23 protein-coding genes, 1 pseudogene and 1 riboswitch are annotated in these 23,964 nt (G+C 70.1%); of the genes and pseudogenes, 12 read left to right on the top strand and 12 right to left on the bottom strand.

Features of this window, described 5'->3' with window-relative positions; genetic code table 11:
* Nucleotides 1-213: 213 nt before the first annotated feature.
* Nucleotides 214-822: a TetR/AcrR family transcriptional regulator gene (locus ACQEXA_RS21220; protein ID WP_432932284.1), complete on the top strand. Its 609-nt coding sequence runs from the start codon at nucleotides 214-216 to the stop codon at nucleotides 820-822.
* A 42-nt stretch (nucleotides 823-864) separates the two neighbouring features.
* On the opposite strand, the pseudogene ACQEXA_RS21215 reads toward ACQEXA_RS21220, so the two are convergent.
* From ACQEXA_RS21215 to ACQEXA_RS21195, 5 genes and pseudogenes are all read right to left on the bottom strand, one after another.
* Nucleotides 865-972 (bottom strand): annotated as a pseudogene (locus ACQEXA_RS21215) (hypothetical protein); the annotation flags it as partial.
* Between the two features lie 154 nt (nucleotides 973-1,126).
* Nucleotides 1,127-1,450 carry a DMT family transporter gene (locus tag ACQEXA_RS21210; RefSeq protein ID WP_359395917.1) on the bottom strand — a complete coding sequence of 108 codons (324 nt, stop codon included), beginning with the start codon at nucleotides 1,448-1,450 and terminating at the stop codon, nucleotides 1,127-1,129.
* Between the two features lie 104 nt (nucleotides 1,451-1,554).
* Complete coding sequence (rsgA, locus tag ACQEXA_RS21205) at nucleotides 1,555-2,565, bottom strand: ribosome small subunit-dependent GTPase A (protein ID WP_432932287.1); 1,011 nt, start codon at nucleotides 2,563-2,565, stop codon at nucleotides 1,555-1,557.
* 16 nt (nucleotides 2,566-2,581) lie between these two features.
* Complete coding sequence (gene aroA / locus ACQEXA_RS21200; RefSeq protein WP_432932289.1) at nucleotides 2,582-3,898, bottom strand: 3-phosphoshikimate 1-carboxyvinyltransferase; 1,317 nt, start codon at nucleotides 3,896-3,898, stop codon at nucleotides 2,582-2,584.
* A 138-nt stretch (nucleotides 3,899-4,036) separates the two neighbouring features.
* Nucleotides 4,037-4,768 carry a M50 family metallopeptidase gene (locus tag ACQEXA_RS21195; protein ID WP_432932291.1) on the bottom strand — a complete coding sequence of 244 codons (732 nt, stop codon included), beginning with the start codon at nucleotides 4,766-4,768 and terminating at the stop codon, nucleotides 4,037-4,039.
* Nucleotides 4,769-4,817: 49 nt separating this feature from the next.
* Here ACQEXA_RS21195 and ACQEXA_RS21190 point away from each other — a divergent pair, with 49 nt between their 5' ends.
* The 10 genes from ACQEXA_RS21190 (at nucleotide 4,818) to ACQEXA_RS21145 (ending at nucleotide 15,066) form a co-directional block, all read left to right on the top strand.
* Nucleotides 4,818-5,672 carry an SOS response-associated peptidase gene (locus ACQEXA_RS21190; protein WP_432932293.1) on the top strand — a complete coding sequence of 285 codons (855 nt, stop codon included), beginning with the start codon at nucleotides 4,818-4,820 and terminating at the stop codon, nucleotides 5,670-5,672.
* A gap of 19 nt (nucleotides 5,673-5,691) precedes the next feature.
* Nucleotides 5,692-6,327, top strand: a complete 636-nt coding sequence (locus tag ACQEXA_RS21185; RefSeq protein ID WP_432939537.1) for an alpha/beta hydrolase family protein — start codon at nucleotides 5,692-5,694, stop codon at nucleotides 6,325-6,327.
* A 256-nt stretch (nucleotides 6,328-6,583) separates the two neighbouring features.
* Nucleotides 6,584-7,267 carry an RNA polymerase sigma factor SigR gene (gene sigR / locus ACQEXA_RS21180; protein ID WP_359395990.1) on the top strand — a complete coding sequence of 228 codons (684 nt, stop codon included), beginning with the start codon at nucleotides 6,584-6,586 and terminating at the stop codon, nucleotides 7,265-7,267.
* Nucleotides 7,264-7,566, top strand: coding sequence for a mycothiol system anti-sigma-R factor (gene rsrA / locus ACQEXA_RS21175; RefSeq protein WP_359395907.1), 303 nt, complete (start codon nucleotides 7,264-7,266; stop codon nucleotides 7,564-7,566). The genes sigR and rsrA overlap by 4 nt, the downstream gene beginning before the upstream one ends.
* A 194-nt stretch (nucleotides 7,567-7,760) precedes the next feature.
* On the top strand, nucleotides 7,761-9,116 hold the full coding sequence (locus tag ACQEXA_RS21170) for an HD-GYP domain-containing protein (protein WP_432932296.1): 1,356 nt from the start codon (nucleotides 7,761-7,763) through the stop codon (nucleotides 9,114-9,116).
* On the top strand, nucleotides 9,113-10,363 hold the full coding sequence (locus ACQEXA_RS21165) for an HD-GYP domain-containing protein (protein WP_432932298.1): 1,251 nt from the start codon (nucleotides 9,113-9,115) through the stop codon (nucleotides 10,361-10,363). Before ACQEXA_RS21170 ends, ACQEXA_RS21165 begins: the two co-directional genes overlap by 4 nt.
* 216 nt (nucleotides 10,364-10,579) lie before the next feature.
* The gene (locus tag ACQEXA_RS21160) at nucleotides 10,580-11,587 is read left to right on the top strand and encodes a tetratricopeptide repeat protein (protein ID WP_432932300.1); all 1,008 of its coding nucleotides are present in this window, start codon (nucleotides 10,580-10,582) and stop codon (nucleotides 11,585-11,587) included.
* 102 nt (nucleotides 11,588-11,689) lie between these two features.
* Nucleotides 11,690-12,340: a peptide deformylase gene (gene def / locus ACQEXA_RS21155; RefSeq protein ID WP_359395899.1), complete on the top strand. Its 651-nt coding sequence runs from the start codon at nucleotides 11,690-11,692 to the stop codon at nucleotides 12,338-12,340.
* Between the two features lie 270 nt (nucleotides 12,341-12,610).
* The gene (gene cyc1 / locus ACQEXA_RS21150; protein ID WP_432932302.1) at nucleotides 12,611-13,696 is read left to right on the top strand and encodes an epi-isozizaene synthase; all 1,086 of its coding nucleotides are present in this window, start codon (nucleotides 12,611-12,613) and stop codon (nucleotides 13,694-13,696) included.
* On the top strand, nucleotides 13,693-15,066 hold the full coding sequence (locus tag ACQEXA_RS21145; RefSeq protein ID WP_432932303.1) for a cytochrome P450: 1,374 nt from the start codon (nucleotides 13,693-13,695) through the stop codon (nucleotides 15,064-15,066). The genes cyc1 and ACQEXA_RS21145 overlap by 4 nt, the downstream gene beginning before the upstream one ends.
* Nucleotides 15,067-15,081: 15 nt before the next feature.
* Here the strand turns inward: ACQEXA_RS21145 and ACQEXA_RS21140 are convergent, their stop codons facing one another.
* Nucleotides 15,082-16,044 carry a GlxA family transcriptional regulator gene (locus ACQEXA_RS21140; protein ID WP_432932305.1) on the bottom strand — a complete coding sequence of 321 codons (963 nt, stop codon included), beginning with the start codon at nucleotides 16,042-16,044 and terminating at the stop codon, nucleotides 15,082-15,084.
* Between the two features lie 93 nt (nucleotides 16,045-16,137).
* Here ACQEXA_RS21140 and ACQEXA_RS21135 point away from each other — a divergent pair, with 93 nt between their 5' ends.
* Entirely contained in the window at nucleotides 16,138-16,380 is a 243-nt protein-coding gene (locus tag ACQEXA_RS21135; protein ID WP_432932307.1) for a hypothetical protein, read from the top strand.
* Here ACQEXA_RS21135 and ACQEXA_RS21130 read toward each other — a convergent pair.
* The 6 genes from ACQEXA_RS21130 to ACQEXA_RS21105 form a co-directional block, all read right to left on the bottom strand.
* The gene (locus ACQEXA_RS21130) at nucleotides 16,293-17,300 is read right to left on the bottom strand and encodes a ribonucleotide-diphosphate reductase subunit beta (protein ID WP_432932309.1); all 1,008 of its coding nucleotides are present in this window, start codon (nucleotides 17,298-17,300) and stop codon (nucleotides 16,293-16,295) included. The genes ACQEXA_RS21135 and ACQEXA_RS21130 overlap by 88 nt on opposite strands.
* 58 nt (nucleotides 17,301-17,358) lie before the next feature.
* Nucleotides 17,359-19,725, bottom strand: coding sequence for a ribonucleoside-diphosphate reductase subunit alpha (locus ACQEXA_RS21125; protein WP_433130769.1), 2,367 nt, complete (start codon nucleotides 19,723-19,725; stop codon nucleotides 17,359-17,361).
* Nucleotides 19,726-19,847: 122 nt separating this feature from the next.
* Nucleotides 19,848-19,984, bottom strand: a riboswitch (cobalamin riboswitch).
* Between the two features lie 52 nt (nucleotides 19,985-20,036).
* A complete protein-coding gene (locus tag ACQEXA_RS21120) occupies nucleotides 20,037-20,543 on the bottom strand; it encodes a GNAT family N-acetyltransferase (protein WP_432932313.1) in 507 nt (168 codons plus the stop codon).
* 73 nt (nucleotides 20,544-20,616) lie between these two features.
* The gene (gene mctP, locus ACQEXA_RS21115; RefSeq protein WP_432932315.1) at nucleotides 20,617-22,245 is read right to left on the bottom strand and encodes a monocarboxylate uptake permease MctP; all 1,629 of its coding nucleotides are present in this window, start codon (nucleotides 22,243-22,245) and stop codon (nucleotides 20,617-20,619) included.
* On the bottom strand, nucleotides 22,242-22,508 hold the full coding sequence (locus ACQEXA_RS21110; RefSeq protein ID WP_432932317.1) for a DUF3311 domain-containing protein: 267 nt from the start codon (nucleotides 22,506-22,508) through the stop codon (nucleotides 22,242-22,244). The genes mctP and ACQEXA_RS21110 overlap by 4 nt, the downstream gene beginning before the upstream one ends.
* 361 nt (nucleotides 22,509-22,869) lie before the next feature.
* Nucleotides 22,870-23,634 (bottom strand): GntR family transcriptional regulator, encoded by a 765-nt coding sequence (locus ACQEXA_RS21105; RefSeq protein WP_359395879.1) that lies wholly within the window; start codon nucleotides 23,632-23,634, stop codon nucleotides 22,870-22,872.
* Nucleotides 23,635-23,964 lie beyond the last annotated feature (330 nt).

The raw sequence follows: 23,964 nt of genomic DNA, 5'->3' as shown, positions 1-23,964 counted from the left end.
GACCGAACGGTATCGGCCCCTTCCGCGCGAGGGCCACACCGCCCGGCGGATCTTCGGGAGCACAGGCATCTCGTCCCCGGGGACCGGCTGCCGTGGTGCGATCACCGCGCGCGACGCCCGGCGCACGCCCGGGGAGCCGCCGCGAACTCTTGACAGTGCAGATATGCGCGTCAAATCTGTGCGTCAGAGCCGCCGGCCCCGAGGGAGGCGAGGATGCCTGCAGCGCGGGAATCGCTACTGGACGCCGCCTATATGGCCCTCCTGCGCCGCCCCTGGTCCACCGTGCGCATGGTCGACGTGGCGGCCATGGCCGGTGTCTCCCGCCAGACGCTGTACAACGAGTTCGGCAGCAAGGAAGGGCTCGCCCGGGCCCTGGTGCGTCGGGAGGCCGACGGCTACCTCGCCGGTGTCGATCGCGCCCTCGCCACCCTCGCCGAGCCACGCGAACGGCTGACGGCGGCCGCCGTGTGGACCGCGTCGGCGGCCAGGGAGAACGTGCTCGTGCGCGCCATGCTCACCGGCTGCTGGGGCGAGCGGCTGCCCTCCCCGACGCTTTCCGCGGTCCCGTCCACCTCCGCGGTGCCCGCGCAGCGGCGGGCCGACGGACCGCTGCCCTCGCCGTCGGACTTCGTGGCGCTGTTCCGTGACCGGGCCGTCGCCGCGATCAACGGCCACGGCATGGGCAAGGAGGACGTCACGGAACTCGCCCGTGCCTGCGAGCTGGTCGTCCGGCTCTCCCTGTCCTGCGTGGCGGCTCCGCCGAGCGAGGGGAGCGGGGTGGCGGAACTGGTGCGATTCGCCCTGCCGAGGCCGGTGCGGTGACGGCCCACTGGGGCGCCGGCCGTGGTCGTGGCACGGGTCCGGGTCGTCGTTCGACATGATCCCGAAAGTGCGGCTGCCGAGCGCCAGCACCATCGCGCCGGTCAGGGTCGCCACGTCCACGATCGCGTCGGGCTGCTCCTGGGAGGGTCGCCTGCGGTCGGGCGGCGTCGCCACGGAGCCGGGGCCGTATGTCGGGCGGGACCTCGCCTCTCGTACGCGGCTGGGCCGCACGTCGAGCGGAGCCTCGCACCCCCACGCGGCGGAGCGCACATCGAGGGAAGCCCCGCGCCCGCGGCGGCGTCTCTCAGTGGGCCGAGCCCGAGAGTTGCAGGCCGATCACGCCCACGATCACCAGCGTGATCGAGACGATCTTCAGGGTGGAGACCAGGTCGCCCAGGAAGACCATGCCGTAGATCGCCGTTCCGGCGGCACCGATGCCCGTCCACACCGCGTAGGCCGGGCCCACGTCCAGCTTCTTCAGGGACAGGGTGAGCAGGCCGAAGCTGCCGAGCGCGAAGCAGCAGAACGCGACCGTGGGCCAGAGCCTGGTGAAACCGTGCGACAGCTTGAGGCAGACGGCGAATCCGGTCTCGAGGAGCCCGGCCACGATGACCAGCAGCCACGCCATGTGTCGTCCTCCCGCGTCCCCACGTCGACTGCTTCGGCCGGTCGGGTCCGGTCCGGTGCGAGGTAAGAATTTACCTGCCCGCGAGGCACCCAAACCCCGGGAGGTCAGTCCCCTTCCTTTCGTTCGCGGGTGGCGAGCAGTCTGCGCAGGGAGTAGAGCCGCGCCGGATCCGCGTGACCTTCGGCCACCCACGCGTCCAGGGCGCAGTCCGGCTCATCGTGGCTGCACGCGCGCGGGCAGTCCTCGGTGCCGGGCTCCAGGTCCGGGAAGGCGTGGATCACCCGGGACGGGTCGATGTGCGCGAGGCCGAAGGACCGTACGCCCGGGGTGTCGATGACCCAGCCGTCCGTCTCCGCGAGCGGCAGCGCGAGCGCGGAGGTCGTGGTGTGCCGCCCGCGGCCGGTCACGGCGTTGACACGGCCGGTCGTACGCCGGCGGTCGTCGGGCACCAGCGCGTTGACCAGCGTCGTCTTGCCCACGCCGGAGTGCCCGACGAAGGCGGTGACCTTGCCGTCCAGATGCTCGCGCACCCGGCCCGCGGCGTCACCGTTCTCCAGTTCCTCACGGCTGGTGACCACGTACGGGATGTCCAGGTCCCCGTACAGCTCCAGCAGCTTGCCGGGCGGGGCGAGATCCGACTTCGTCATCACGAGGAGGGGTTCGAGGCCGCCGTCGTACGCCGCCACCAGACAGCGGTCGATCAGACGGGGGCGCGGCTCGGGGTCGGCGAGCGCGGTGACGATGGCCAGCTGATCGGCGTTGGCGACCACCACCCGCTCGAAGGGATCGTCGTCGTCGGCCGTGCGGCGCAGGAGGGACGTGCGCTCCTCGATGCGGACGATGCGGGCGAGCGTGTCCTTGGCGCCGGACAGGTCGCCGACGAGGGCGACCCGGTCGCCGACCACGGCGGCCTTGCGGCCCAGTTCGCGGGCCTTCATCGCCATGACCGTGCGGTCGTCGACGAGGCAGGTCAGCCGGCCCCGGTCGACGGTGAGGACCATGCCCTCGGCCGCGTCCTCGTGCTTGGGCCGGATGTTCGTGCGCGGCCGGTTGCCCCTGCGGTTGGGGCGGGTGCGGATGTCGTCCTCGTCGGTGTGCTTGCCGTAGCGGCGCATGGTCCCAGTCCGCCCGTCAGTCCCCGAGCATCCCGGCCCACAGTTCGGGGAAGTCCGGCAGCGTCTTGGCCGTCGTCGCCACGTTCTCGATCTGCACACCGTCGACCGCCAGGCCGATGACCGCGGCCGCGGTCGCCATGCGGTGGTCGTCGTAGGTGTGGAAGACGCCGCCGTGCAGGCGGCGCGGGCGGATGTGCAGGCCGTCGGCGGTCTCGGTGACGTCGCCGCCCAGCTCGTTGATCTCCTTGGTGAGCGCGGCGAGGCGGTCCGTCTCGTGGAGGCGCAGATGGGCCACGCCGCGCAGCGTCGACGGGGAGTCGGCGAGGGCGGCGACCGCCGTGATGCCCGGCGTCAGCTCGCCGACCTCCCCGAGGTCCACATCGATACCGTGAAGAGCACCCGAACCGGTGAATTCCAGGCCGCGCTCGGTCAGCGCGCAGGAACCGCCCATCTCGGTGAAGATCTCCCGCAACCGGTCGCCGGGCTGGGTCGTGCGGGCGGGCCAGTCGGGGATGACCACCTTGCCCCCGGTCACCAGGGCGGCCGCGAGGAAGGGCTGGGCGTTGGAGAGGTCCGGCTCGACCGTCAGGTCCCGGCCGAGCAGGGCGCCCGGCGTCACCCGCCAGACGTTGGGCTCGCCCCCGGACTCGGGTGTGTCGACCTGGGCGCCGATCGCGCGCAGCATGTCGACGGTCATCCGGATGTGCGGCATCGAGGGCAGCGTCGAGCCGGTGTGGCGGACCTCCACACCTTGGTTGAACCGGGGTGCGGAGAGCAGCAGGGCGCTGACGAACTGGGACGACGAGGAGGCGTCGATCGACACCGGGCCGCCGTCCAGCGCGCCGCCGCCGTGCACGGTCAGCGGCAGCGTGCCGCGGCCGTCGTCGTCGATACGGGCGCCGAGGGCCCGCAGAGCGTCGATCACACCGTCCAGGGGGCGCTCGTACGAGCGCGGGTCGCCGTCGAAGCGCACCGCGCCGTCGGCCAGCGCGGCCACCGGGGGCAGGAAGCGCATCACGGTGCCGGCGTTGCCGACGTCGATCGTGGCCGGGCCGTGCAGCGCGGCGGGGATCACCCGCCAGGTCTCGCCGGAGCCGTCGGGGCCGACTCCTTCCTCGATGCCGACGCCCATCGCGCGCAGGGCGGCGGCCATCAGGAGGGTGTCGCGTGAGCGCAGGGGGCGGCGCAGCCAGCCCGGCTCGGAGGCGAGGGCGGCGAGGACGAGGGCGCGGTTGGTGACCGACTTGGACCCGGGCACGTGGACCGTCGCATCGACGGCTCCGCTCGCGTGCGGGGCGGGCCAGAGGGCGGTGTGCGCGGGGTTAACGGTCATGCGCCCCACTGTAGTGGCTGGCTCACGCCGGAGATCTTGATCAAAAGCGGCGAAACCTGAGCGAAATCGTTGTCTGATACCCGGGCCGTGAATGCCGTGCATACATGCGCGAACACATGCGGTCACCCCTGGGCGCGATCAGATCCGCAGCAGCCACTGACCGCCCCCCATCAGCGCGCACAGCGACACGACGTGGAACAGGAAGAGCCACAGTCCGGCCGGTACATGGGTGAGCCGGGACAGCTGGTCCGCGTCCGAGTCCCCGGCGCCGCCACGGGACCGCTTGGCCTGCAGCTCGAAGGCCGGCCGTACGCCGCCGAACAGCAGGAACCACACCACCGCGTACCCGAACGCCGCCTGCACCTGGGGACCGGTGAGCCATGACACCAGCACGAACATGCCGCCGGTCAGGAGCACGGTCAGCGCCCCGTACGCGTTGCGGATCATCACCAGCATGGCCACGAGCAGTGCTGTGGCCAGCCACAGCAGCATGGTGATGTGCCCGGCGGCGAGCAGCGCGGCACCGCCGAGGCCCAGGAGCGGGGGAGCGATGTAGCCGGCGGCGGCCGTCAGGATCATGCCGAGGCCGTACGGCTTGCCGCGGCTGACGGTGAGGCCGCTGGTGTCGGAGTGGAGCCGGATGCCGGTGAGGGTGCGTCCGGTGAGCAGTGCGATCAGGCCGTGGCCGCCCTCGTGCGCGATGGTGATGGCATTGCGCGATATCCGCCACGCGCCCTGCGGAACGACCACGGCCAGCGCGGCGACCAGGGTGGCGATCACGACCCACAGATCGGGGTCGGGCTGGCTCCCGAAGACCCTGTCCCAGAGGTCGGGCAGCGCGCTCAGCGAGGGCGAGGCGAGGGTGTGCATGGCGGTTGTCGGCTCCTGGGCTCTCGTCGGATCTGGCAGTGTGGCACGTATGTGCGGACGGTATGCAGCGAGTCGCAGGCCTGAGGATCTCGCAGGAATCTTTGAGATCGAGACAGGAGTCCCCCCTGCTCCGGCGGAGTCGGAGGCGCAGGGCGGGGAGCCCGGGGAGATCCTGGCACCCGACTACAACGTGGCTCCCACCAAGGAGGTCTACGCGGTCCTCGAGCGCCCCCTTAAGGACGCCGACGACAAGCGGCCGGTTCGCCAGCTGCGCAGGCTCAGATGGGGCCTTGTCCCGTCCTGGGCGAAGTCGCCGGAGGGCGGCGCCCGGATGATCAACGCGCGCGCCGAGACGGTGCACGAGAAGCCGTCCTACCGCCGGGCCTTCGCCGCCCGGCGCTGCATCCTGCCCGCGGACGGTTACTACGAGTGGGTCACCGGCACGGAGGAACGCGAACTGGAGGCCGAGGGCAGGAAGAAGCGGCCACGCAAGCAGCCGTACTTCGTGCTGCCCGCCGACGGCTCGGTCTTCGCTATGGCCGGCCTGTACGAGTTCTGGCGGGACAGGACCCTGCCCGACGACCATCCCCGGGCCTGGTGGGTGACCTGCTCGGTGATCACGACGGAAGCGGAGACGTCGCCGCTGGCCGTGGCCCCGGCCGAGGGGCCGCACTCGCTGTCCGACATCCACCCCCGGATGCCCCTGATGCTCACCCCGGACCGGTGGGACGCCTGGCTCGACCCCTCCTGCACGGACCCCGACGACCTGCGCTCCCTGCTGGACGCACCGCCGTCCGGCCTGATGCGCGCCTACCCGGTCTCCACGGCGGTCAGCAACGTCCGCAACAACGGCCCGGAGCTGCTCAAGGAGCTGGCCGGCCCCGAAGAGGGCACACTGTTCTGACGTGACGGATGTGACTGTTATGCCGGATGCGACGGAGATGGTCGCAACCGAGGCCGGTACCGCGCGGGTCACCTGGCACACCGCCGAACGGGCGAAGTTCGTCCTCGCCGTGAGCCATGGCGCAGGCGGGGGCATCGAGGCCGCCGACCTCCGGACGCTGGCCCGGGTGCTGCCCGGGCACGGCGTGAGCGTCGCCCTCGTGGAACAGCCCTGGCGCGTCGCCGGTAAGAAGGTGGCGCCCGCGCCGAAGACGCTGGACGAAGGCTGGCGCGGGGTGTGGCCGGTCCTCGGGAAGCCGGGACTGCCCGTGATCGCCGGTGGGCGCAGCGCCGGGGCCCGGGTCGCCTGCCGTACGGCCACCGAGCTCGGCGCACACGCCGTACTCGCGCTGAGTTTCCCCTTGCACCCGCCGGGCCGGCCCGAGAAGTCCCGCGAAGGCGAACTGCTGGGCGCGGGTGTGCCCACGCTGGTCGTCCAGGGCGGCAACGACCCGTTCGGGAGGCCCGAGGAGTTCCCGCCCGGGCCGTACGAGATCGTCGAGGTGCCCCACGGCGATCACGGCCTCGCCGTCCCCAAGCGCGCCGGGATCAGCCGGGAGGAGGCGCTGGAGATCGTCGCCGACGCCGCGGTGAAGTGGATCGCGTCACTCGGGTGACGCCCGGGAATGCTGCGCGGCGGACCGATGTTGTGCGGATCAGACAGCACCCGACGGTGTTGCACCGCACGAACGAGAGGAAGTCCGCCGCATGGGTTCGACCATCTGCCCGAGCCGCAGCAGCAGCGCTGACCTGGAGTGGACGGTGCTGCACGCGGCCAAGACCGCCCCTGTTCGAGCGGCGGCGGGTAAGGATGTTCGTCTATCCTCCGATTCAAGTGGGACCTCTTTCGGTCCTGCCACGTTGCTGGAGGAGGTGGGTCCGGTCACCGGTACCGACGCAGGGACCGACAACGGCCGGGCGGAGCAGCCCGAGGGCCGGGGCACGAGCGCGGAGTCGTCCGCGGCGCGCAGCGCGCGCTTCGAGCGGGACGCGCTCGAATTCCTCGATCAGATGTACTCCGCCGCATTGCGGATGACCCGCAATCCGGCGGACGCCGAGGACCTGGTCCAGGAGACGTACGCGAAGGCGTACGCGTCCTTCCACCAGTTCCGTGAGGGCACCAACCTCAAGGCCTGGCTGTATCGGATCCTCACCAACACCTTCATCAACTCGTACCGCAAGAAGCAGCGCGAACCCCAGCGCAGCGCCGCTGAGGAGATCGAGGACTGGCAGCTCGCCCGCGCCGAGTCGCACATGTCGACCGGTCTGCGCTCCGCCGAGTCGCAGGCGCTCGACCACCTGCCCGACTCGGACGTCAAGGAAGCGCTGCAGGCGATCCCCGAGGAATTTCGCATCGCCGTGTATCTCGCGGACGTAGAGGGCTTTGCGTACAAGGAGATCGCGGACATCATGGGGACACCCATCGGTACGGTGATGTCCCGGCTGCACCGGGGCCGCCGTCAACTGCGCGGCATGCTCGAGGACTACGCCCGCGAGCGCGGGCTCGTCCCGGCCGGCGCCGGAGAGTCGAACGAAGCGAAAGGTTCGGGCTCATGAGCTGCGGAGAGCCGCACGAGACGGACTGCAGTGAGGTCCTCAACCATCTCTACGAGTTCCTCGACAGTGAGATGCCGGACATGGACCGCACCAAGTTCCAGCAGCATTTCGAGGAATGCTCGCCGTGCCTGGAGAAGTACGGGCTCGAGCAGGCCGTGAAGAAGCTGGTCAAGCGGTGCTGCGGGCATGACGACGTGCCGACCGACCTCAGGGCGAAGGTCATGGGCCGTATCGATCTGATCCGCTCGGGTCAGACGGTGCCCGAGCACGATGTGACCGCGACGCCTCAGGAGTCCTGAACTCCAGTTCGGAAACTCCGGTCAATCGTCGGTGGTTTGTCACTCGAACGTGCTAATCCGCGAGCCATTGGCCTGCGGATACCCCCAATGCCGCTTTCCTGCCCTGCCCTCGCCTCTAGGCTCCGGAGCCTGAGAGGGGCATGACCGCCCCCGCCCGGTAGCGGGAGGGGCGCGGGATGCGGGGGAGGTGCGTCATGGGGCCGGTACGGCCGTGGGCACGGGTGTACGTCGGCTGTGTCGTCCTCGCCGCACTGGTGTGTGTGGCTCCGCTGGCGGACCTCTCGGTCGCCTGGTGGGCGATCGCCCTCTCTGCCGCGCTCTACGCCGGCTGCGAGCAGATCGTCCGGTGCCGACCGCTGAGCACCCGGGCTCCCGAAGGGCTCGGCACCTTCTTTCCCGTACTGCTCGCCGCGGCCTTTCTGCTGCCGCCACCGGCCGCCGCCCTGGTGCCGCTGCCCGGGGCCCTGCTGGCCCGTGTCGGGGAGCGGCCGCCGTGGCTGCGCCGTGTCTGGCGGGCCGCCCAGCTCGTCCTGGCCGTGTGGGCGGCCTCGCGGGTGCACTGGGCGCTCGGCGGCCGGGACGCGGTTGCCGGCCCGCGCTTCCCGTACGCACTCCTGACCGCGGGCGTGGCCGTGGTGGCGTTCTGCCTGACGCTGACCCTGCTGGACGGCGGGGTCCTGGCACTCGCCGAGGGGGTGCCGGCGCGTATGGCGTGGCGCGGGCTGTTCCTGCGCTCCCTTGCCCCTGTCTCCGTCCACGGGCTCGCCGGGCTGATGATGGCCGTGCTGTGGCGCAGCCCGTTCGGGCCCGTCGCCGCCCTGCTCGTGCTGCTCCCCATGTACGTGTCCTGCTGGGTCTTCGCCCAGTACCACCGGGAGCGGGCGGCCCACCAGGCCACGATCCGCGCGCTGGTGCAGGCGGTCGACATCAAGGACGGGTACACCCGCGGGCACAGCGAGCGGGTCGGACAGGCCTCCATGATGATCGCGCGTGAACTCGGCATGGACGACGACCGGGTGGAGGTCCTGCGGTTCGCCGGGATCCTGCACGACGTCGGCAAACTCGGCGTGCCCACACGGCTGTTGCGCAAGGACGGGCCGCTCACCCCTCAGGAGCGGCGGATCATCGAGCTGCACCCCGAGTACGGCCACGAGATGGTCCGCGGGATCGGGTTCCTCGGCGAGGCACGGTCCGCGATCCTCCACCACCACGAGCGGCTCGACGGCAGCGGATACCCGTACGGTCTGGTCGGCCACCAGATCCCGGAGCCGGCCCGGGTGGTGGCGGTGGCCGACGCCTTCGACGCGATGACCTCGACCCGCTCGTACCGGCGCGCCCGCCCGGTCGGGGCGGCGCTGGAGGAGCTGGAGCGGTGTGCGGGGGCGCAGTTCGACCCCGCGATGGTGCGGGCACTGGTCCGCGCCCTCGGCCGGCACGGCTGGCATCCGGCGGTGACCGCGGACGAGGTGCGCGCCGCCGTGCCCCCGCCCGCCGCCGTGCCGACGGCCGGTGAGCCGGCCGGGCAGCGCCGCGGCGGGGGCGGCGCATGACCGTGGGCCGCCTCGTCCTCGTCCTGGCCCGTACGGCGGCCGCGCTCCTGGCCGTGGGCTCCCTCTGGCTCACGCTCTGGCGCGGTCTCGACGAACCCGCCGTCGCCCTCGCCTTCGGGGTGCTCGTCGCGGTGGGCGAGCTGTGCCGGTGGAGCGACAGCGACGAGCGGGAGTCCACCCCTCTCGGTGCGGCCGGTGCGCTCTCCTACGCGCTGCTCGGGCAGAACGCCGGGCACCCCACCCACCACGGGGTGCAGCAGGTCGTCACGGTGGTCCTCGCCGCCTGTCTCGCGGGCTGCGTCCCGCACGTGGCCCGCGGCCGAGGGCCCACCGCCGACCACCTGACCCGCCGGCTGCTCACTGTGGGCTTCGCCACTGTCTGCTTCCAACCCCTCTACGCCCAGGGCAGGTTGCGCGACTGGAGCGGACCGGCGTACGCGCTCCTACTCGTCGCGCTGCTCGTGCTCACCACCCTGTGCGACGCCGTGCTCGCCGCCGCGCTGGCGCACTCCAGGACCCGCTGGCCGTTCGGACCGCTGCTGCGCGACGAACTGCGGGCCAGAGTCGGCATCGGCTCGGCCGTCTGCGCGACCGGCGCGGTGATGTCCCTCGCGGTCGCGGTCGTGGGCCTGTGGGCGCTGCCGGTGTTCTCGCTGCCGCTGCTGCTCACCCAGCTCTCCTACCGGCGGTACGCGGCCGTGCGCACCACCTACCGGCAGACCATCGCCTCGCTGGCGCGGGCCACCGAGATCGCCGGGTACACACCTGCCGGGCACGCCCGCCGGGTGGCGGCGCTCAGCTGTGCGGTCGGCCGGGAACTGGGTCTGGCCGAACCGGAGCTGACCGTCCTGGAGTACGCGGCCCTCATGCACGACATCGGGCAGCTCAGTCTGATCGACCCGGTGCCGGCCGGTGCCACGGCCGCGCTGCCCACCGAGGAACAGCGGCGCATCGCGCTTCTGGGCGGGGCCGTCGTACGCCAGACCGGGGTGGACGCCGAGGTGGCGGTGGTCGTGGAACGGCAGGCGGATCCCTACCGGGAACAGCCGGTCAGCGCCAGAATCGTCCGGGCCGTGAACGCGTACGAGGAGATGGCGCGGGAAGAAACGGGACCAGGCGGAGCGCTCAGAGCACTGGAGCGGCTGCGGCTCGGCTGTGCCCGCGACTACCAGCCGGAGGTCGTGGAGTCACTCGCCCGGGTGCTGCATCACAGGGGCGGCGCGATGAGTGTCGCACCGGTCGTCTAGCGCCCGGGGTGCGCCTCGGGCAAGGGCGGCGGTGGAGCTTGCGCGGCCGGTCTGACCTCGGCGACTGCGGGGTAACCCATGGGTAATGAGCGCCCGTCCGGCCGTACGTGGTTGGATGCGAGAAGAGGGTGTTCGGGGGCACAGCTCGGTCCGTGGCCCCCGCGAACGGCGAGAAACCGGCAGGCGGGAATCGCAAGGGACTGGCAGGCGGGAATCGTGAGGATCTTCGGGAAGGGACGGCACCGGCCCTCCGCCTCCTGGCGGCAGGCCACCGACCGCGCGTTCACGCTGATCGGCGACGGCCGGTACGAGGACGCGGGAGCGCTGCTGACCCGTGCCGCGGACATGGAGCCCTGGCTGTCGGAGTCCTGGTTCAATCTCGCCCTGCTGCACAAGTTCCGGCACGACTGGGAGCAGGCCCGCACCGCGGGACTGCGCGCCGTGGCCCTGCTCGAGAAGGACACCGGGGCGCCCGACTGGTGGAACGTCGGCATCGCCGCCACAGCCTTGCAGGACTGGCCGCTGGCCCGCCGCGCCTGGCAGGCGTACGGCCTCAGGGTGCCCGGGGGCCCCACCTGGCCGAAGGCAGGGCTGGGAGCCGCCGGCTCCGACGAGCCCACCGGGATGGAGCTGGGCAGCGCCGCCGTACGGCTGTCGCCCGAGGGGGAGGCCGAGGTCGTGTGGGGGCGCAGGCTGGACCCCGCCCGCATCGAGGTGCTCTCCATCCCGCTGCCGTCCTCCGGGCGCCGCTGGGGTGAGGTTGTGCTGCACGACGGCGTCCCGCACGGCGAGCGCACGACGGCGGTTGGGCACGCCTACCCCGTCTTCGACGAGATCGAGCTGTGGGCGCCCTCGCCTGTGCCCACCTGGGTGGTCCTGCTGGAGGCCGCGACGGAGGAGGACCGGGACGCGCTGGAGCAGCTGGCGGCCGACGCCGGGTTCGCCGCGGAGGACTGGTCGTCGTCCGTGCGGCTGCTGTGCCGTATGTGCTCTGAGTCCCGGATGCCGGCGGACGAGGGCGACGGCGAGCATCTCGACCCGCACGACCACAGTGAGCCGGGGCACCCGGGACCGCTGGGGCACCGCACGGCCGGGCAGCTGTGGGTGCCGGAGCGCGAGTGCGGTATCGCGGCGCCCGCCTCGCTGGTGCGCGGACTGCTCGACGGGTGGGTCGCGGACAGTCCGGACAGCCGGGACTGGCGGGACCTCGAAGAGGTCTGCTGAGGCGGTATCCGGGCCCACGGTTCATGGGGAGGGCATCCGGCCGCGCCCCGTAGGCTGTACCCGCAGGTTTTCTCACAGGTTGCAGGAAGGCATACGTCGGTCATGGCGCAGCAGGACACCGATCAGCAGCACACGGGCGTTCTCCCCGTGGACGACGAGGGATTCGTCATCGACACGGAGGACACCGAGCAGCGTGAGGCCGCCTGGCGCGAGCGCGGCACCTCGCGGCCGATCACGGTCGTCGGCAACCCGGTGCTGCACAAGGAGTGCAAGGACGTCACCGAGTTCGGCGATGAACTGCAGCAGCTGGTCGCGGACATGTTCGCCAGCCAGCGCACCGCCGAGGGCGTGGGCCTGGCCGCCAACCAGATCGGCGTCGACCTGAAGGTCTTCGTCTACGACTGCCAGGACGACGAGGGCCTACGGCACGTCGGTGTGGTCTGCAACCCGAAGGTCGTCGACCTGCCCGCCGACAAGCGCCGGCTGGACGACAGCAACGAGGGCTGCCTGTCCGTCCCGACCGCGTACGCACCGCTCGCCCGCCCCGACTACGCCGAGGTGACCGGGCAGGACGAGAAGGGCAACCCGATCAAGGTGCGCGGCACCGGGTACTTCGCCCGGTGTTTGCAGCACGAGACAGATCACCTGTACGGGTACCTCTATATCGACCGGCTCTCCAAGCGCGAGCGCAAGGACGCCCTGCGGCAGATGGCCGAGAACGAGCCTCGCTACCCCGTGGTGGCCAACGACTGAAAGCCCTTGCCGACGACGCCCGGCCGGAGATCTCTTCCGGCCGGGCGTCGTTCATGTGTGCGTTGGACATTCGATCCCTTGTACGTATGAATTAACCCATATTCAGTCACGCAAGGCATGTTCTCGGCGTGGTGGGGCGTTCGTTGAAGCAAATCCGTTCCCAGATCGGTCAGTTGTAGTGCTGAATGGAAAGCGCGGGGATACGCAACGGCGCGTGCCCGGCACAGCGGAAGGGGTGTCGCGCCACCGGCGGCTGAGAGGGGTTTGTTCGTGCCAGCTTTCCCACACAGCACTTCATCGACAACGACCGTGGTCGCGGTTCCACCGGCACTCTCCATGCCGGTCATCGAGGCCGCGTTTCCGCGTCGACTGCACCCGTATTGGCCCCGCCTGCAGGAGAAGACACGTACCTGGCTGCTGGAAAAGCGGCTCATGCCGGCGGACAAGGTCGAGGAATATGCCGATGGACTGTGCTACACGGACCTCATGGCGGGCTACTACCTCGGTGCCCCCGACCGGGTCCTGCAGGCGATCGCGGACTACAGCGCATGGTTCTTCGTCTGGGACGACCGTCACGACCGTGACATCGTCCACCGGCGGCCCGCCGCCTGGCGGCGGCTGAGGTTCCAGCTCCATGCGGCTCTGGACTCCCCCGAGGACCACCTGCATCACCCGGATCCCCTGGTGGCGGGGTTCGCGGACAGCATGGTGCGGCTGTACTCGTTCCTCGGCGACAGGTGGAACGCGCGCTTCGCCCGGCACTTCCACGCGGTGATCGAGGCGTACGACCGGGAGTACCGCAACCGCACCACCGGGACGGTCCCGACGGTCGAGGGCTATCTCAAGCTCAGGCGGCTCACCTTCGCGCACTGGATCTGGACCGATCTGCTCGAGCCCAGCGCGGGCTGTGAACTGCCCGACTCCGTGCGGAAACACCCCGCTTACCGGCGGGCGGCGCTGCTGAGCCAGGAATTCGCAGCCTGGTACAACGATCTGTGCTCGCTCCCCAAGGAAATCGCGGGGGACGAGGTCCACAATCTCGGAATCAGTCTCATTCACCACGAGGGGATGACGCTCGAAGAGGCCATCAGGGAAGTAAGGCGGCGGGTCGAGGAATGCGTATCGGAGTTCCTTGCCGCTGAAAAGGAGACGCTGCGGCTCGCCGACTCGCTCGCGGACGGTACCGCGCGAGGAAAGGAATTGAGCGCCGCCGTGAAAGCGATCGTCGCAAACATGCGGAACTGGTTCAGCGCCGTGTACTGGTTCCACCATGAGTCCGGCCGCTACATGGTCGACAACTGGGACGACCACTCCACACCCCCGTATGTCGACAACGAAGCGGCAGGTGAGAAATGACCCTCGAATCAATCGGTTCGGAGGCCCCCGAGGCGGCGACGCCACCACGCGTTCCGCCCCTTGCCGCGGGCGGTGTCCCGTTCCTCGGACATGGCTGGAAGCTCTTCCGTGACCCGCTGGGCCTCCTCGGCCGGCTGCGGGACGACGGCGACGTCGTACGGCTGAAGCTCGGTCCGAAGGCGGTGTACGCGATCACCACCCCCGCGCTTGCCGGAGCACTCGCGCTGAGCACCGACTTCCAGATAGGCGGTCCGCTGTGGGAGTCCCTCGAGGGCCTCCTCGGCAAGGAAGGTGTAGCCACCAGCAACGGGCCGCTGCACCAGCGCCAGCGGCGGGCGATCCAGCCCGCCTTCCGGCTGGAGTCCATCCCGGGCTACGGGCCGATCATGGCGGAGGAGGCGCAGGCGCTCGTGGAGCGCTGGAGGTCCGGCCGGACCGTGGACGTCACGACCGAGTCGTTCCGTGTGGCGGTGCGGGTGATCGCACGCTGTCTGATGCGCGGCAGCTACATGGACGAGCGGGCCGACCGCATCTGCACCGCGCTCGCCGCGCTCTTCAGCGGCATGTACCAGCGCATGGTCATACCGCTCGGGCCGCTGTACCGCCTGCCCCTTCCGGCCAATCGCGAATTCAACCGGGCGCTGGCCGATTTGCATCTCCTGGTCGACGAGATCATCGCCGCCCGCCGCGCATCCGGTCAAAAGCCGAACGATTTGCTGATGGCATTGCTGGAGGCGAAGGACCACGACGGCGAGCCCATTGGGGAACAGGAGATCCATGACCAGGTCGTTGCCATAGTCACGGCCGGCAGCGAAACAGTGGGATCCATGGTCATGTCGCTCCTGCAAGTCCTCACGGACCACCCGGATCAAGCGGACAAGATCCGCGACGAGGTGAAAACCGTGACGGGTGACCGGCCGGTCGCATTCGAGGACGTACGGCAGCTGCCGTACACCGCGAATGTCATCGTCGAGACAATGCGTTTGCGTCCCGCCGTATGGATATTGACCCGGCGGGCGGTGGCCGACACCCAGCTCGGCGGGTATCGCATTCCGGCCGGAGCGGACGTCGTCTACAGTCCGTACGCGATCCAGCACGACGGGCGGTCCTACGAGCGGGTCGCGGAGTTCGACCCCGACCGCTGGCTCCCGGAGCGCGCCAAGAGCGTGCCGAAGTACGCCATGACCCCCTTCGGGGTCGGCAACCGCAAGTGCCCCGGGGACCACTTCTCGATGGCCGAGCTCACCCTGATCACGGCCGCGGTGGCATCCGCCTACCGCTTCGAGGAGGCGCCCGGGTCCGACCCGAGGCCGCGGATCGGCATCACACTCCGCCCGCGCCGGCTCCTGCTGAGGGCCCTGCCCAGGTGATGGTCCGGCGCACGTTCAGGCGGCCTGTGGGCCCCTGAACGTGCGCCGGTAGGCATGGGGCGTCGTGCCGAGCGCCCGGACGAACTGATGCCGCAGCGCCGCCGCCGTGCCGAAGCCGGTGCGATCGGCGATCGTGTCCATCGTCTCATCGGTCCGCTCCAGCAACTCCTGGGCCAGCAGCACACGTTGACGCAGGATCCAGCGGTACGGGGTGGTGCCGGTCTCCTGCTGGAAGCGGCGGGCGAAGGTACGCGGGGACATATGGGCGCGGGCCGCGAGCTGTTCCACGGTCACCTCCTGGTCCAGGTGCCGCTCCATCCACACGAGCACCTCGGCGACCGTGTCGCACTGCGACCGCGGCAGAGGCCTTTCGATGTACTGGGCCTGGCCTCCGTCGCGGTGCGGCGGCACCACCATCCGGCGGGCGATCTTGTTGGCGACCTCCGGGCCCTGCTCCTTGCGCACGATGTGCAGGCAGGCGTCGATGCCGGCGGCGGTGCCGGCCGAGGTGATCACCGGGTCCTCGTCGACGTAGAGCACGTCCGGCTCGACGACGGCCCGGGGGAAGCGCCGGGCGAGGGCGTCGGCGTGCCGCCAGTGCACGGCGCAGCGCCGCCCGTCCAGCAGCCCGGCGGCCCCCAGCACGAAGACGCCGGAGCAGACGCTGAGCACCCTGGCGCCGCGCTCGGCGGCCCGGCGCAGCGCGTCGAGCAGTTCGGGCGGATACGTGCGGTCCGCATAGGTGTCCCCGGCCGGCACGGCGATGAGGTCGGCTTCCTCCAGCCGCTCCAGGCCGTGCGGCGTGGACACGGTGAATCCGCAGTGGGTGCCGAGCGAGGGTCCCTCGGCCGAGGCGACCGCGAAGTCGTAGACCGGTAGGTCCTCGTCGCTGCGGTCGATGCCGAACACCTCGCACACGACGCCGAGTTCGAAGGGATGCACACCGTCGAGGAGGACGGCGGCCACGTTCTGCAGCATGCCATCAGTGTGCCTCGGAAGTGGCAGTAATTCGAGGGTGTACGGCAGTCCTGTCACTGACGGTAAGGAGCATTCGGCGCGACAGTGGTGTCCATGAATACGGCACAGGCACAGGCCCTGATCGGAATGCTCACCGTCGTCGGGATCCTCGTCCTCCTGGTCCTCCCGTCACTGATCGGCATCGCGCATGAGCGGCGCGTCGACCGACGGATCCGGAAGGCCCAGGAGGCATGGGAGAAGGCGGCGGCTCAGAAGTCCTCGTCCAGGTCGACGGTGCCCTCCACCGCCACCTGGTACGCCGAGGGACGCCGCTCGAAGAAGTTGGTCAGCTCCTGAACACCCTGCAACTCCATGAAGGAGAAGGGGTTCTCGGAGCCGTACACCGGGGCGAAGCCGAGGCGCGTGAGGCGCTGGTCGGCGACGCACTCCAGGTACTGCCGCATGGAGTCGGTGTTCATGCCGGGGAGGCCGTCACCGCACAGGTCGCGCGCGAACTGCAACTCGGCCGCGACGGCTTCCCTCAGCATGGCGGTGACCTGCTCCTGGAGCTCGTCGTCGAAGAGGTCCGGCTCCTCCTTGCGCACGGTGTCGACCACATCGAAGGCGAAGCTCATGTGCATCGTCTCGTCCCGGAACACCCAGTTGGTGCCGGTGGCCAGACCGTGCAGCAGGCCCCGGCTGCGGAACCAGTAGACATACGCGAAGGCGCCGTAGAAGAAGAGGCCCTCGATGCACGCGGCGAAGCAGATGAGGTTGAGCAGGAAGCGGCGCCGGTCGGACTTCGTCTCGAGCCGGTCGATCCGCTCCACCGAGTCCATCCACGTGAAGCAGAACTCGGCCTTCTCCCGGATGGAGGGGATGTTCTCGACGGCCGCGAAGGCCGCGGCACGGTCCTCCGGATCGGGCAGGTAGGTGTCGAGCAGCGTCAGATAGAACTGGACGTGCACGGCCTCCTCGAACAGCTGGCGCGACAGATACAGGCGCGCCTCGGGGGAGTTGATGTGCTTGTACAGCGTCAGCACGAGGTTGTTCGCCACGATCGAGTCGCCCGTGGCGAAGAAGGCCACCAGACGGCCGATCATGTGCTGCTCGCCCGGCGTGAGCTTGGCGAGGTCGGCCACGTCCGAGTGGAGGTCCACCTCCTCCACGGTCCAGGTGTTCTTGATGGCGTCCCGGTAGCGCTCGTAGAAGTCCGGGTAGCGCATGGGACGCAGGGTCAGTTCGAAGCCGGGGTCCAGCAGGTTCTGGTCAGTCATGGCAGTGGGCGCGCGTGGCGCCGTCCTCCAGGGGTGGTGATCGGGTGGCGGGCGGGAACTACTGGCAGGCCTCGCAGGACTCGGGGTTCTCGAGGGAGCAGGCGACGGCGTCGGGGTCGGCGACCTGCTGGACGGGAACGGCCGGCTGCGCCTGGGCGGCACGGGCGATCCGGGTCGCCGGGCGGGAGCGCAGGTAGTACGTCGTCTTCAGGCCCTGCTTCCAGGCGTAGGCGTACATCGAGGAGAGCTTGCCGATCGTCGGCGTCTCCATGAAGAGGTTCAGGGACTGCGCCTGGTCCAGGAACGGGGTCCGCGCGGCGGCCATGTCGATCAGACCGCGCTGCGGGATCTCCCACGCCGTGCGGTACAGCCGGCGTACCTCCTCCGGGATCCAGCGGAAGTCCTGCACTGAGCCGCTCGAGTCGCGCAGCGCCTCCCGGGTGCGGGCGTCCCAGACGCCGAGCTCCTTGAGGTCCTGCACCAGGTACGAGTTGACCTGGAGGAACTCGCCGGACAGCGTCTCGCGCTTGAACAGGTTGGAGACCTGCGGCTCGATGCACTCGTAGACGCCCGCGATGGAGGCGATGGTGGCGGTCGGGGCGATCGCCAGGAGCAGCGAGTTGCGCATGCCGACGGCGGCGATCCGCTCGCGCAGTGCCGCCCAGCGCTCCGGCCAGGCGCGCTCCACGTCGTAGTGGTCCGGGTGCAGCACACCCCGGGCGGTGCGGGTCTTCTCCCACGCGGGAAGAGGCCCGTTGCGCTCGGCGAGGTCGGCGGAGGCCTCGTAGGCGGCGAGCATGATGCGCTCGGCGATCCTGGTGGACAGGCCCTTCGCCTCGGCGGAGTCGAAGGGCAGACGCAGCCGGAAGAAGACGTCCTGAAGACCCATCACACCGAGGCCGACGGGACGCCACTTGGCGTTGGAACGGCCGGCCTGCTCCGTCGGGTAGAAGTTGATGTCGACGACACGGTCGAGGAAGGTGACGGCGGTGCGGACCGTCTCGTCCAGCCGTTCCCAGTCGATGTCGTCTCCGGTGACGAAGGCGCCCAGGTTGACCGACCCCAGGTTGCAGACCGCCGTCTCCCCGTCGTCCGTGACCTCCAGGATCTCCGTGCAGAGGTTGGAGGAGTGGATGACGTGGCCCGGCTCGGCCGTCTGGTTGGCGGTGCGGTTGGCCGCGTCCTTGAAGGTCATCCAGCCGTTGCCGGTCTGCGCGAGGGTGCGCATCATCCGGCCGTACAGGTCACGGGCGGGCATCGTCTTCTTCGCCAGGCCCGCCGCCTCGGCCTTGCGGTAGGCGGCGTCGAACTCCTCTCCCCACAGGTCTACCAGCTCGGGCACGTCGGACGGGGAGAACAGGGACCACTGTCCGTCCGCGTCGACGCGGCGCATGAACTCGTCCGGGACCCAGTGCGCGAGGTTCAGGTTGTGGGTCCGGCGGGCGTCCTCGCCGGTGTTGTCGCGCAGCTCCAGGAACTCCTCGATGTCCGAGTGCCAGGTCTCCAGGTAGACGGCGGCTGCTCCCTTGCGGCGGCCGCCCTGGTTCACCGCGGCGACCGAAGCGTCGAGGGTCTTCAGGAACGGGACGATGCCGTTGGAGTGCCCGTTCGTGCCGCGGATGAGGGAGCCGCGGGAACGGATGCGGGAGTACGAAAGGCCGATGCCCCCGGCGTGCTTGGAGAGGCGGGCGACCTGGTGGTAGCGGTCGTAGAGGGAGTCCAGCTCGTCCTTCGGGGAGTCGAGGAGGTAGCAGGACGACATCTGCGGGTGCCGCGTGCCCGAGTTGAAGAGCGTGGGGGAGGAGGGCAGGTAGTCCAGGCGGCTCATGAGCCCGTAGAGAGCCGCCACTTCGTCGACCGCCCGCGCGGTGTCGTCCTCCGCGAGCCCGGCGGCCACCCGCAGCATGAAGTGCTGAGGTGTCTCGATGACCTTGCGGGTGATCGGGTGCCGCAGCAGGTAGCGGCTGTGCAGCGTGCGCAGCCCGAAGTAGCCGAAGCGGTCGTCGGCGGCCCGGTCGACGAGGGCGTCGAGACGGCCGGCGTGCAGGCGTACGAACGCGGCGGTCCGGTCGGCGATCAGGCCCTCCCGGTGGCCGACGGCGACGGACCGGGTGAAGGACGTGACGCCCTGCGAGGCGGCCTCGGCCCGGATGCCGATCGTCAGCAGACGGGCGGCCAGCTTCGAGTAGGCGGGGTCCTCCGAGATCAGGCCGGCGGCCGCTTCGGTGGCCAGCTCGCGCAACTCCGCGTCGTCGGCCTGCGCGGACCGGCCCCGCAGCGCGGCGGCGGCGACTCGTCCGGGGTCGGCGTCGGGGAGGTCGGCGGTCAGCTCGGTCAGGGTCCGCAGCAGCGTGGCCCCGGGACCGTCGGTTCCGTCGGTCTGGACCGGGATCACTGAAGCCGGATCGGCTGGCGCGATGGTCACGTGTGGCTCTCCCTCGCTCGGCACGGGGCCTTGAGGAGGGCAGGGGGCAGCTCACGAGCGCGCACGGCGTCGCGTCCACCGGCCCATTCCACGAGGCCCGGACGTCTGGCGCCCGGGCCGGACGGCCGGGCGCACTGTCGGCAGGTCCTCGGACTGACGCTCGTACGTGCACGCAGGCGCGAACACGCATAAGTACACCGTTGCGGGACAGTTCCGGATTCGCACCGGATTCCCCTGCGGCGACAGCGAGCATGAGCATACATCTTGTGCCGGGTTTCGGTGCTACCCCCAGATGTTGTGCCGCACCGATGTCACAGTGTCAACTCGTAGGTGAGGAGAGTGATGTCGTCCAGCTGCGGCAGGGGATTCCAGTCGCGGCCGGGGGTGCGGACGAAGCCCAGCCGTTCGTAGATCCGGTGGGCGGAGCGCATGCTGCGCTGGGTCGACAGGACGACGCGCACGCAGTCCTCCGTGTCCCGGGCGCGGTCGACGCAGGCGCGGACCAGGGCCTCGCCGACGCCCCGGCCGCGGGCGTCGTGCGCGACCGCCAGCATGCGGATCTCGGCTTCGCCGGGACCCGCGATGTCGGCCATGAGGCCGCCGGACGGGACGAAGGTCACGCCGCCGAGCACACTGCCGTCCCGGGCCGCGACCAGCACGTCGGCGGCCGCGGCTCGCTTGCCGACGTCTCTCAGCTCGCCCAGGTACTCGTCGCTCTCCCCGAAGTCGAGGAGCCCGTCCTGGAGATAGGCCTGGGCGGTGATGTCGCCGAGGGTGTCGTACTCGTCGGGGGCCGCCTGTCGGATCACGAAGTCCATGCGGCCGAGTGTGCCGGACGGGTACGGCAACGGGCCGCCGGATTTTCTCCGGCGGCCCGTGGAGCACCAGTCCCTAGTGGGATGCGCCGGCCGTCGCCGGCGGCAGCTCCACCTCCACCCCGGGGTCGCCGGCGTCCGCCGTGTAGTCGTCCGGCTTCGTCTCGTCGACGCCCGCCGGGGCCTTCACGGCCTTCAGGACGAAGGTCAGGACCACCGTGACGACGATGTTCATCACGAAGGCCGTCAGACCGATGTAGCCGATCTCACTGAAGCCCGGGATCTCCTTCGCGGAGCCGCCGAAGTGCTTCTGGGTCGGGGAGGCGACGCCGTAGGCCGCGAGCGTGCCGTAGACCATGCCGACCGCCCAGCCCGCGAGCAGCGCCCAGCGGTGGAACCAGCGCGTGAACAGACCGCCGACCATGGCCGGGAAGGTCTGCAGGATCCAGATGCCGCCGAGCAGCTGGAAGTTGATCGCCACCGTCTTGTCCATGGTCAGGACGAAGACCAGGGCGCCCACCTTCACCAGCAGCGACACGATCTTGGAGACCCTGGTCTCCTCCTTCGGTGTCGCGTCCGGCTTGATGAAGTCCTTGTAGATGTTGCGCGTGAACAGGTTCGCGGCGGCGATGGACATGATGGCCGCCGGGACGAGCGCACCGATGCCGATGGCCGCGAACGCCACGCCCGCGAACCAGTCCGGGAACATGTTCTCGAACAGCTGCGGGATCGCCAGCTGCCCGTTCTGCACCTTGATCCCGGCCGCGATCGCCATGAAGCCGAGCAGCGCCAGCAGGCCCAGCATCAGCGAGTACAGCGGCAGGATCGTGGTGTTGCGGCGGATCACCTCACGGCTGCGCGAGGAGAGCGTCGCCGTGATCGAGTGCGGATACATGAACAGCGCCATCGCCGAGCCCAGCGCGAGCGTCGCGTAGGTCCACTGGCCCGCCTCCGGCGGCGCGAGCGCCCCGCGCGGCTTGCCCGTCGCCGGGTTCGTCTGCGCGAACGCATGGCCTGCCTTCGCGAAGATGTCGTCGAAGCCGCCCAGCTTGATCGGGATGTAGATGATCGCCACCGCGATGACGATGTATATCAGGGTGTCCTTCACGAACGCGATCAGGGCGGGCGCCCTGAGGCCCGAAGAGTAGGTGTACGCCGCCAGGACGCCGAAGGCGATCAGCAGCGGCAGGTCCTTCACGAACCAGTTCGTGTTGTCGCCGCCGCCCACACCCATCACGTCCAGCACGGCCTGGATGCCGACCAGCTGGAGCGCGATGTACGGCATCGTCGCCAGGATGCCGGTGACCGCCACCGCGAGCGACAGGCCCTTCGAGCCGAAGCGGCCGCGGACGAAGTCCGAGGTCGTCACGTATCCGTGCCGGTGGGACACCGACCACAGCCGGGGCAGGAAGGTGAAGATCAGCGGGTAGACGATGATCGTGTACGGCACCGCGAAGAAGCCCGCGGCGCCGGCCGCGTAGATCGCCGCCGGGACGGCGACGAAGGTGTAGGCGGTGTACAGGTCGCCGCCGAGCAGGAACCAGGTGATCCAGGTACCGAACGACCGGCCGCCGAGTCCCCACTCGTCGAGGCTGTGCTCGTTGTCCGCCCTGCGCCAGCGCGCCGCCAGGAAGCCCACGACGGTGACGGCCAGGAAGAAGAAGATGAAGACGCCGAGTGCGACGCCGTTCACGCCGTCCTTCATTCCGCCGCACCTCCCTTCCGGTCGGCACGGCCGCGCTGGTCGCGCTGCCACAGCTGGTAGGCGGTCATCGTCAGCGCCGTGGAGATCAGCACCCACAGCATCTGGTACCAGTAGAAGAACGGGATGCCGATGAACGCCGGGTCGGTCTTGGCGTAGGAGCCGACCCACAGCATCGCTACGAAGGGTGCTACAAGACACAGTGCGATGACGACGCGTAGAGGCGTCACCACCGGCGCTCTGGTCGAATCAGACTGATCGGACATCTAGCGACTCCGTCCCCTCACTGATCACCGATGTAATGCGCAGGCAATGTAGGTGACGCGTCACGGAAGCGGAAGCCCTAGTTCGTATATCGGTATCCCGCCGTTTCCGCACCGCCCCGGCGAAGGCCACCCCGCGGTGATCCGGACGGGCCGGAGCGGGCCGTGCGTCCGGACCGCGAGGACACGACCGGACCGTCGAGCCGGTGACGGCGGCGAGTGCGGTGGGGGTCCGGACGGCGAGGGCGGCCAAGGACCGAGCGGGCGCGGTACGCACGGGGGTGCCTCCCGTCCATGCGACGACGCAAGGACCGTAGAGCAGGAGGAGCGGTCGCGCCACACCGCGCGCACGGCCCAGGGCGACTTATTCCTGCGGTCGCTTGAGCCGCGCGACGAACTTGTACCGGTCTCCCCGGTAGACCGACCGCACCCACTCCACCGGGTTTCCGTCCCGGTCCAGCGAGTGGCGGGAGAGCATCAGCATCGGCAGGCCCACGTCGGTGCCGAGCAGGCCGGCCTCGCGCGGCGTCGCCAGCGACGTCTCGATGGTCTCCTCGGCCTCGGCGAGGTGGACGTCGTACACCTCCGCGAGCGCGGTGTAGAGGGAGGTGTACTTCACCAGTGACCGGCGCAGCGCCGGGAAGCGCTTCGCGGACAGATGCGTGGTCTCGATCGCCATCGGTTCGCCGCTCGCCAGCCGCAGCCGTTCGATGCGCAGCACCCGGCCGCCGGCCGAGATGTCGAGCAGCCCGGCGAGGGAGTCGTCGGCGGTGATGTAGCCGATGTCCAGCAGCTGCGAGGTCGGTTCGAGGCCCTGGGCGCGCATGTCCTCGGTGTAGGAGGTGAGTTGCAGCGCCTGCGAGACCTTGGGCTTGGCGACGAACGTGCCCTTGCCCTGGATGCGCTCGAGCCGCCCCTCGACGACCAGCTCCTGCAGGGCCTGGCGCACGGTCGTGCGCGAGGTGTCGAACTCCGCGGCCAGGGTGCGCTCGGGGGGCACGGGAGTACCGGGCGGCAGCGTCTCCGTCATGTCGAGCAGATGCTTCTTCAAGCGGTAGTACTTGGGCACGCGCGCGGTGCGGACGGTCGCCCCGCCCTCGTTCTCCGCACTGCTGACGTCGGCGCTCATGCTCTGCCTTCCCGGCTCCGGATGCCGAAGCGACCGGCAGCTGCCGGTCACGGCTCACCATCGTGGCACGGCCTGACGGGGGATTCCCCGCACGCTCCGTGATCCCCGTCCTGCGGCCGGGGATCCCCTCTGTATACCGTTGGGTCCCCCTCTGGTCTAGTCCACCAAATCCAAGTGGTCCAGTCGGGTGGGGCGGAAGTGGTCTACCCGATTTCGCTGGGTTCCTACTTAAAGGTCGTTGCATATGTAGGTCCCATAACGGAGCCCTTGAGGGCCGTGAACTCCCTTGACACACCTATTGGTCTGGGCCAAGCTTCCCGCACTGGTCTA

Origin of the sequence: Streptomyces sp. CA-106110 (genome assembly GCF_050936285.1) — a bacterium.
Taxonomy (GTDB): Bacteria; Actinomycetota; Actinomycetes; order Streptomycetales; family Streptomycetaceae; genus Streptomyces.
Note: the sequence above shows the minus strand (reverse complement) of the source record. Positions and strands in the feature narration are given on the sequence as shown.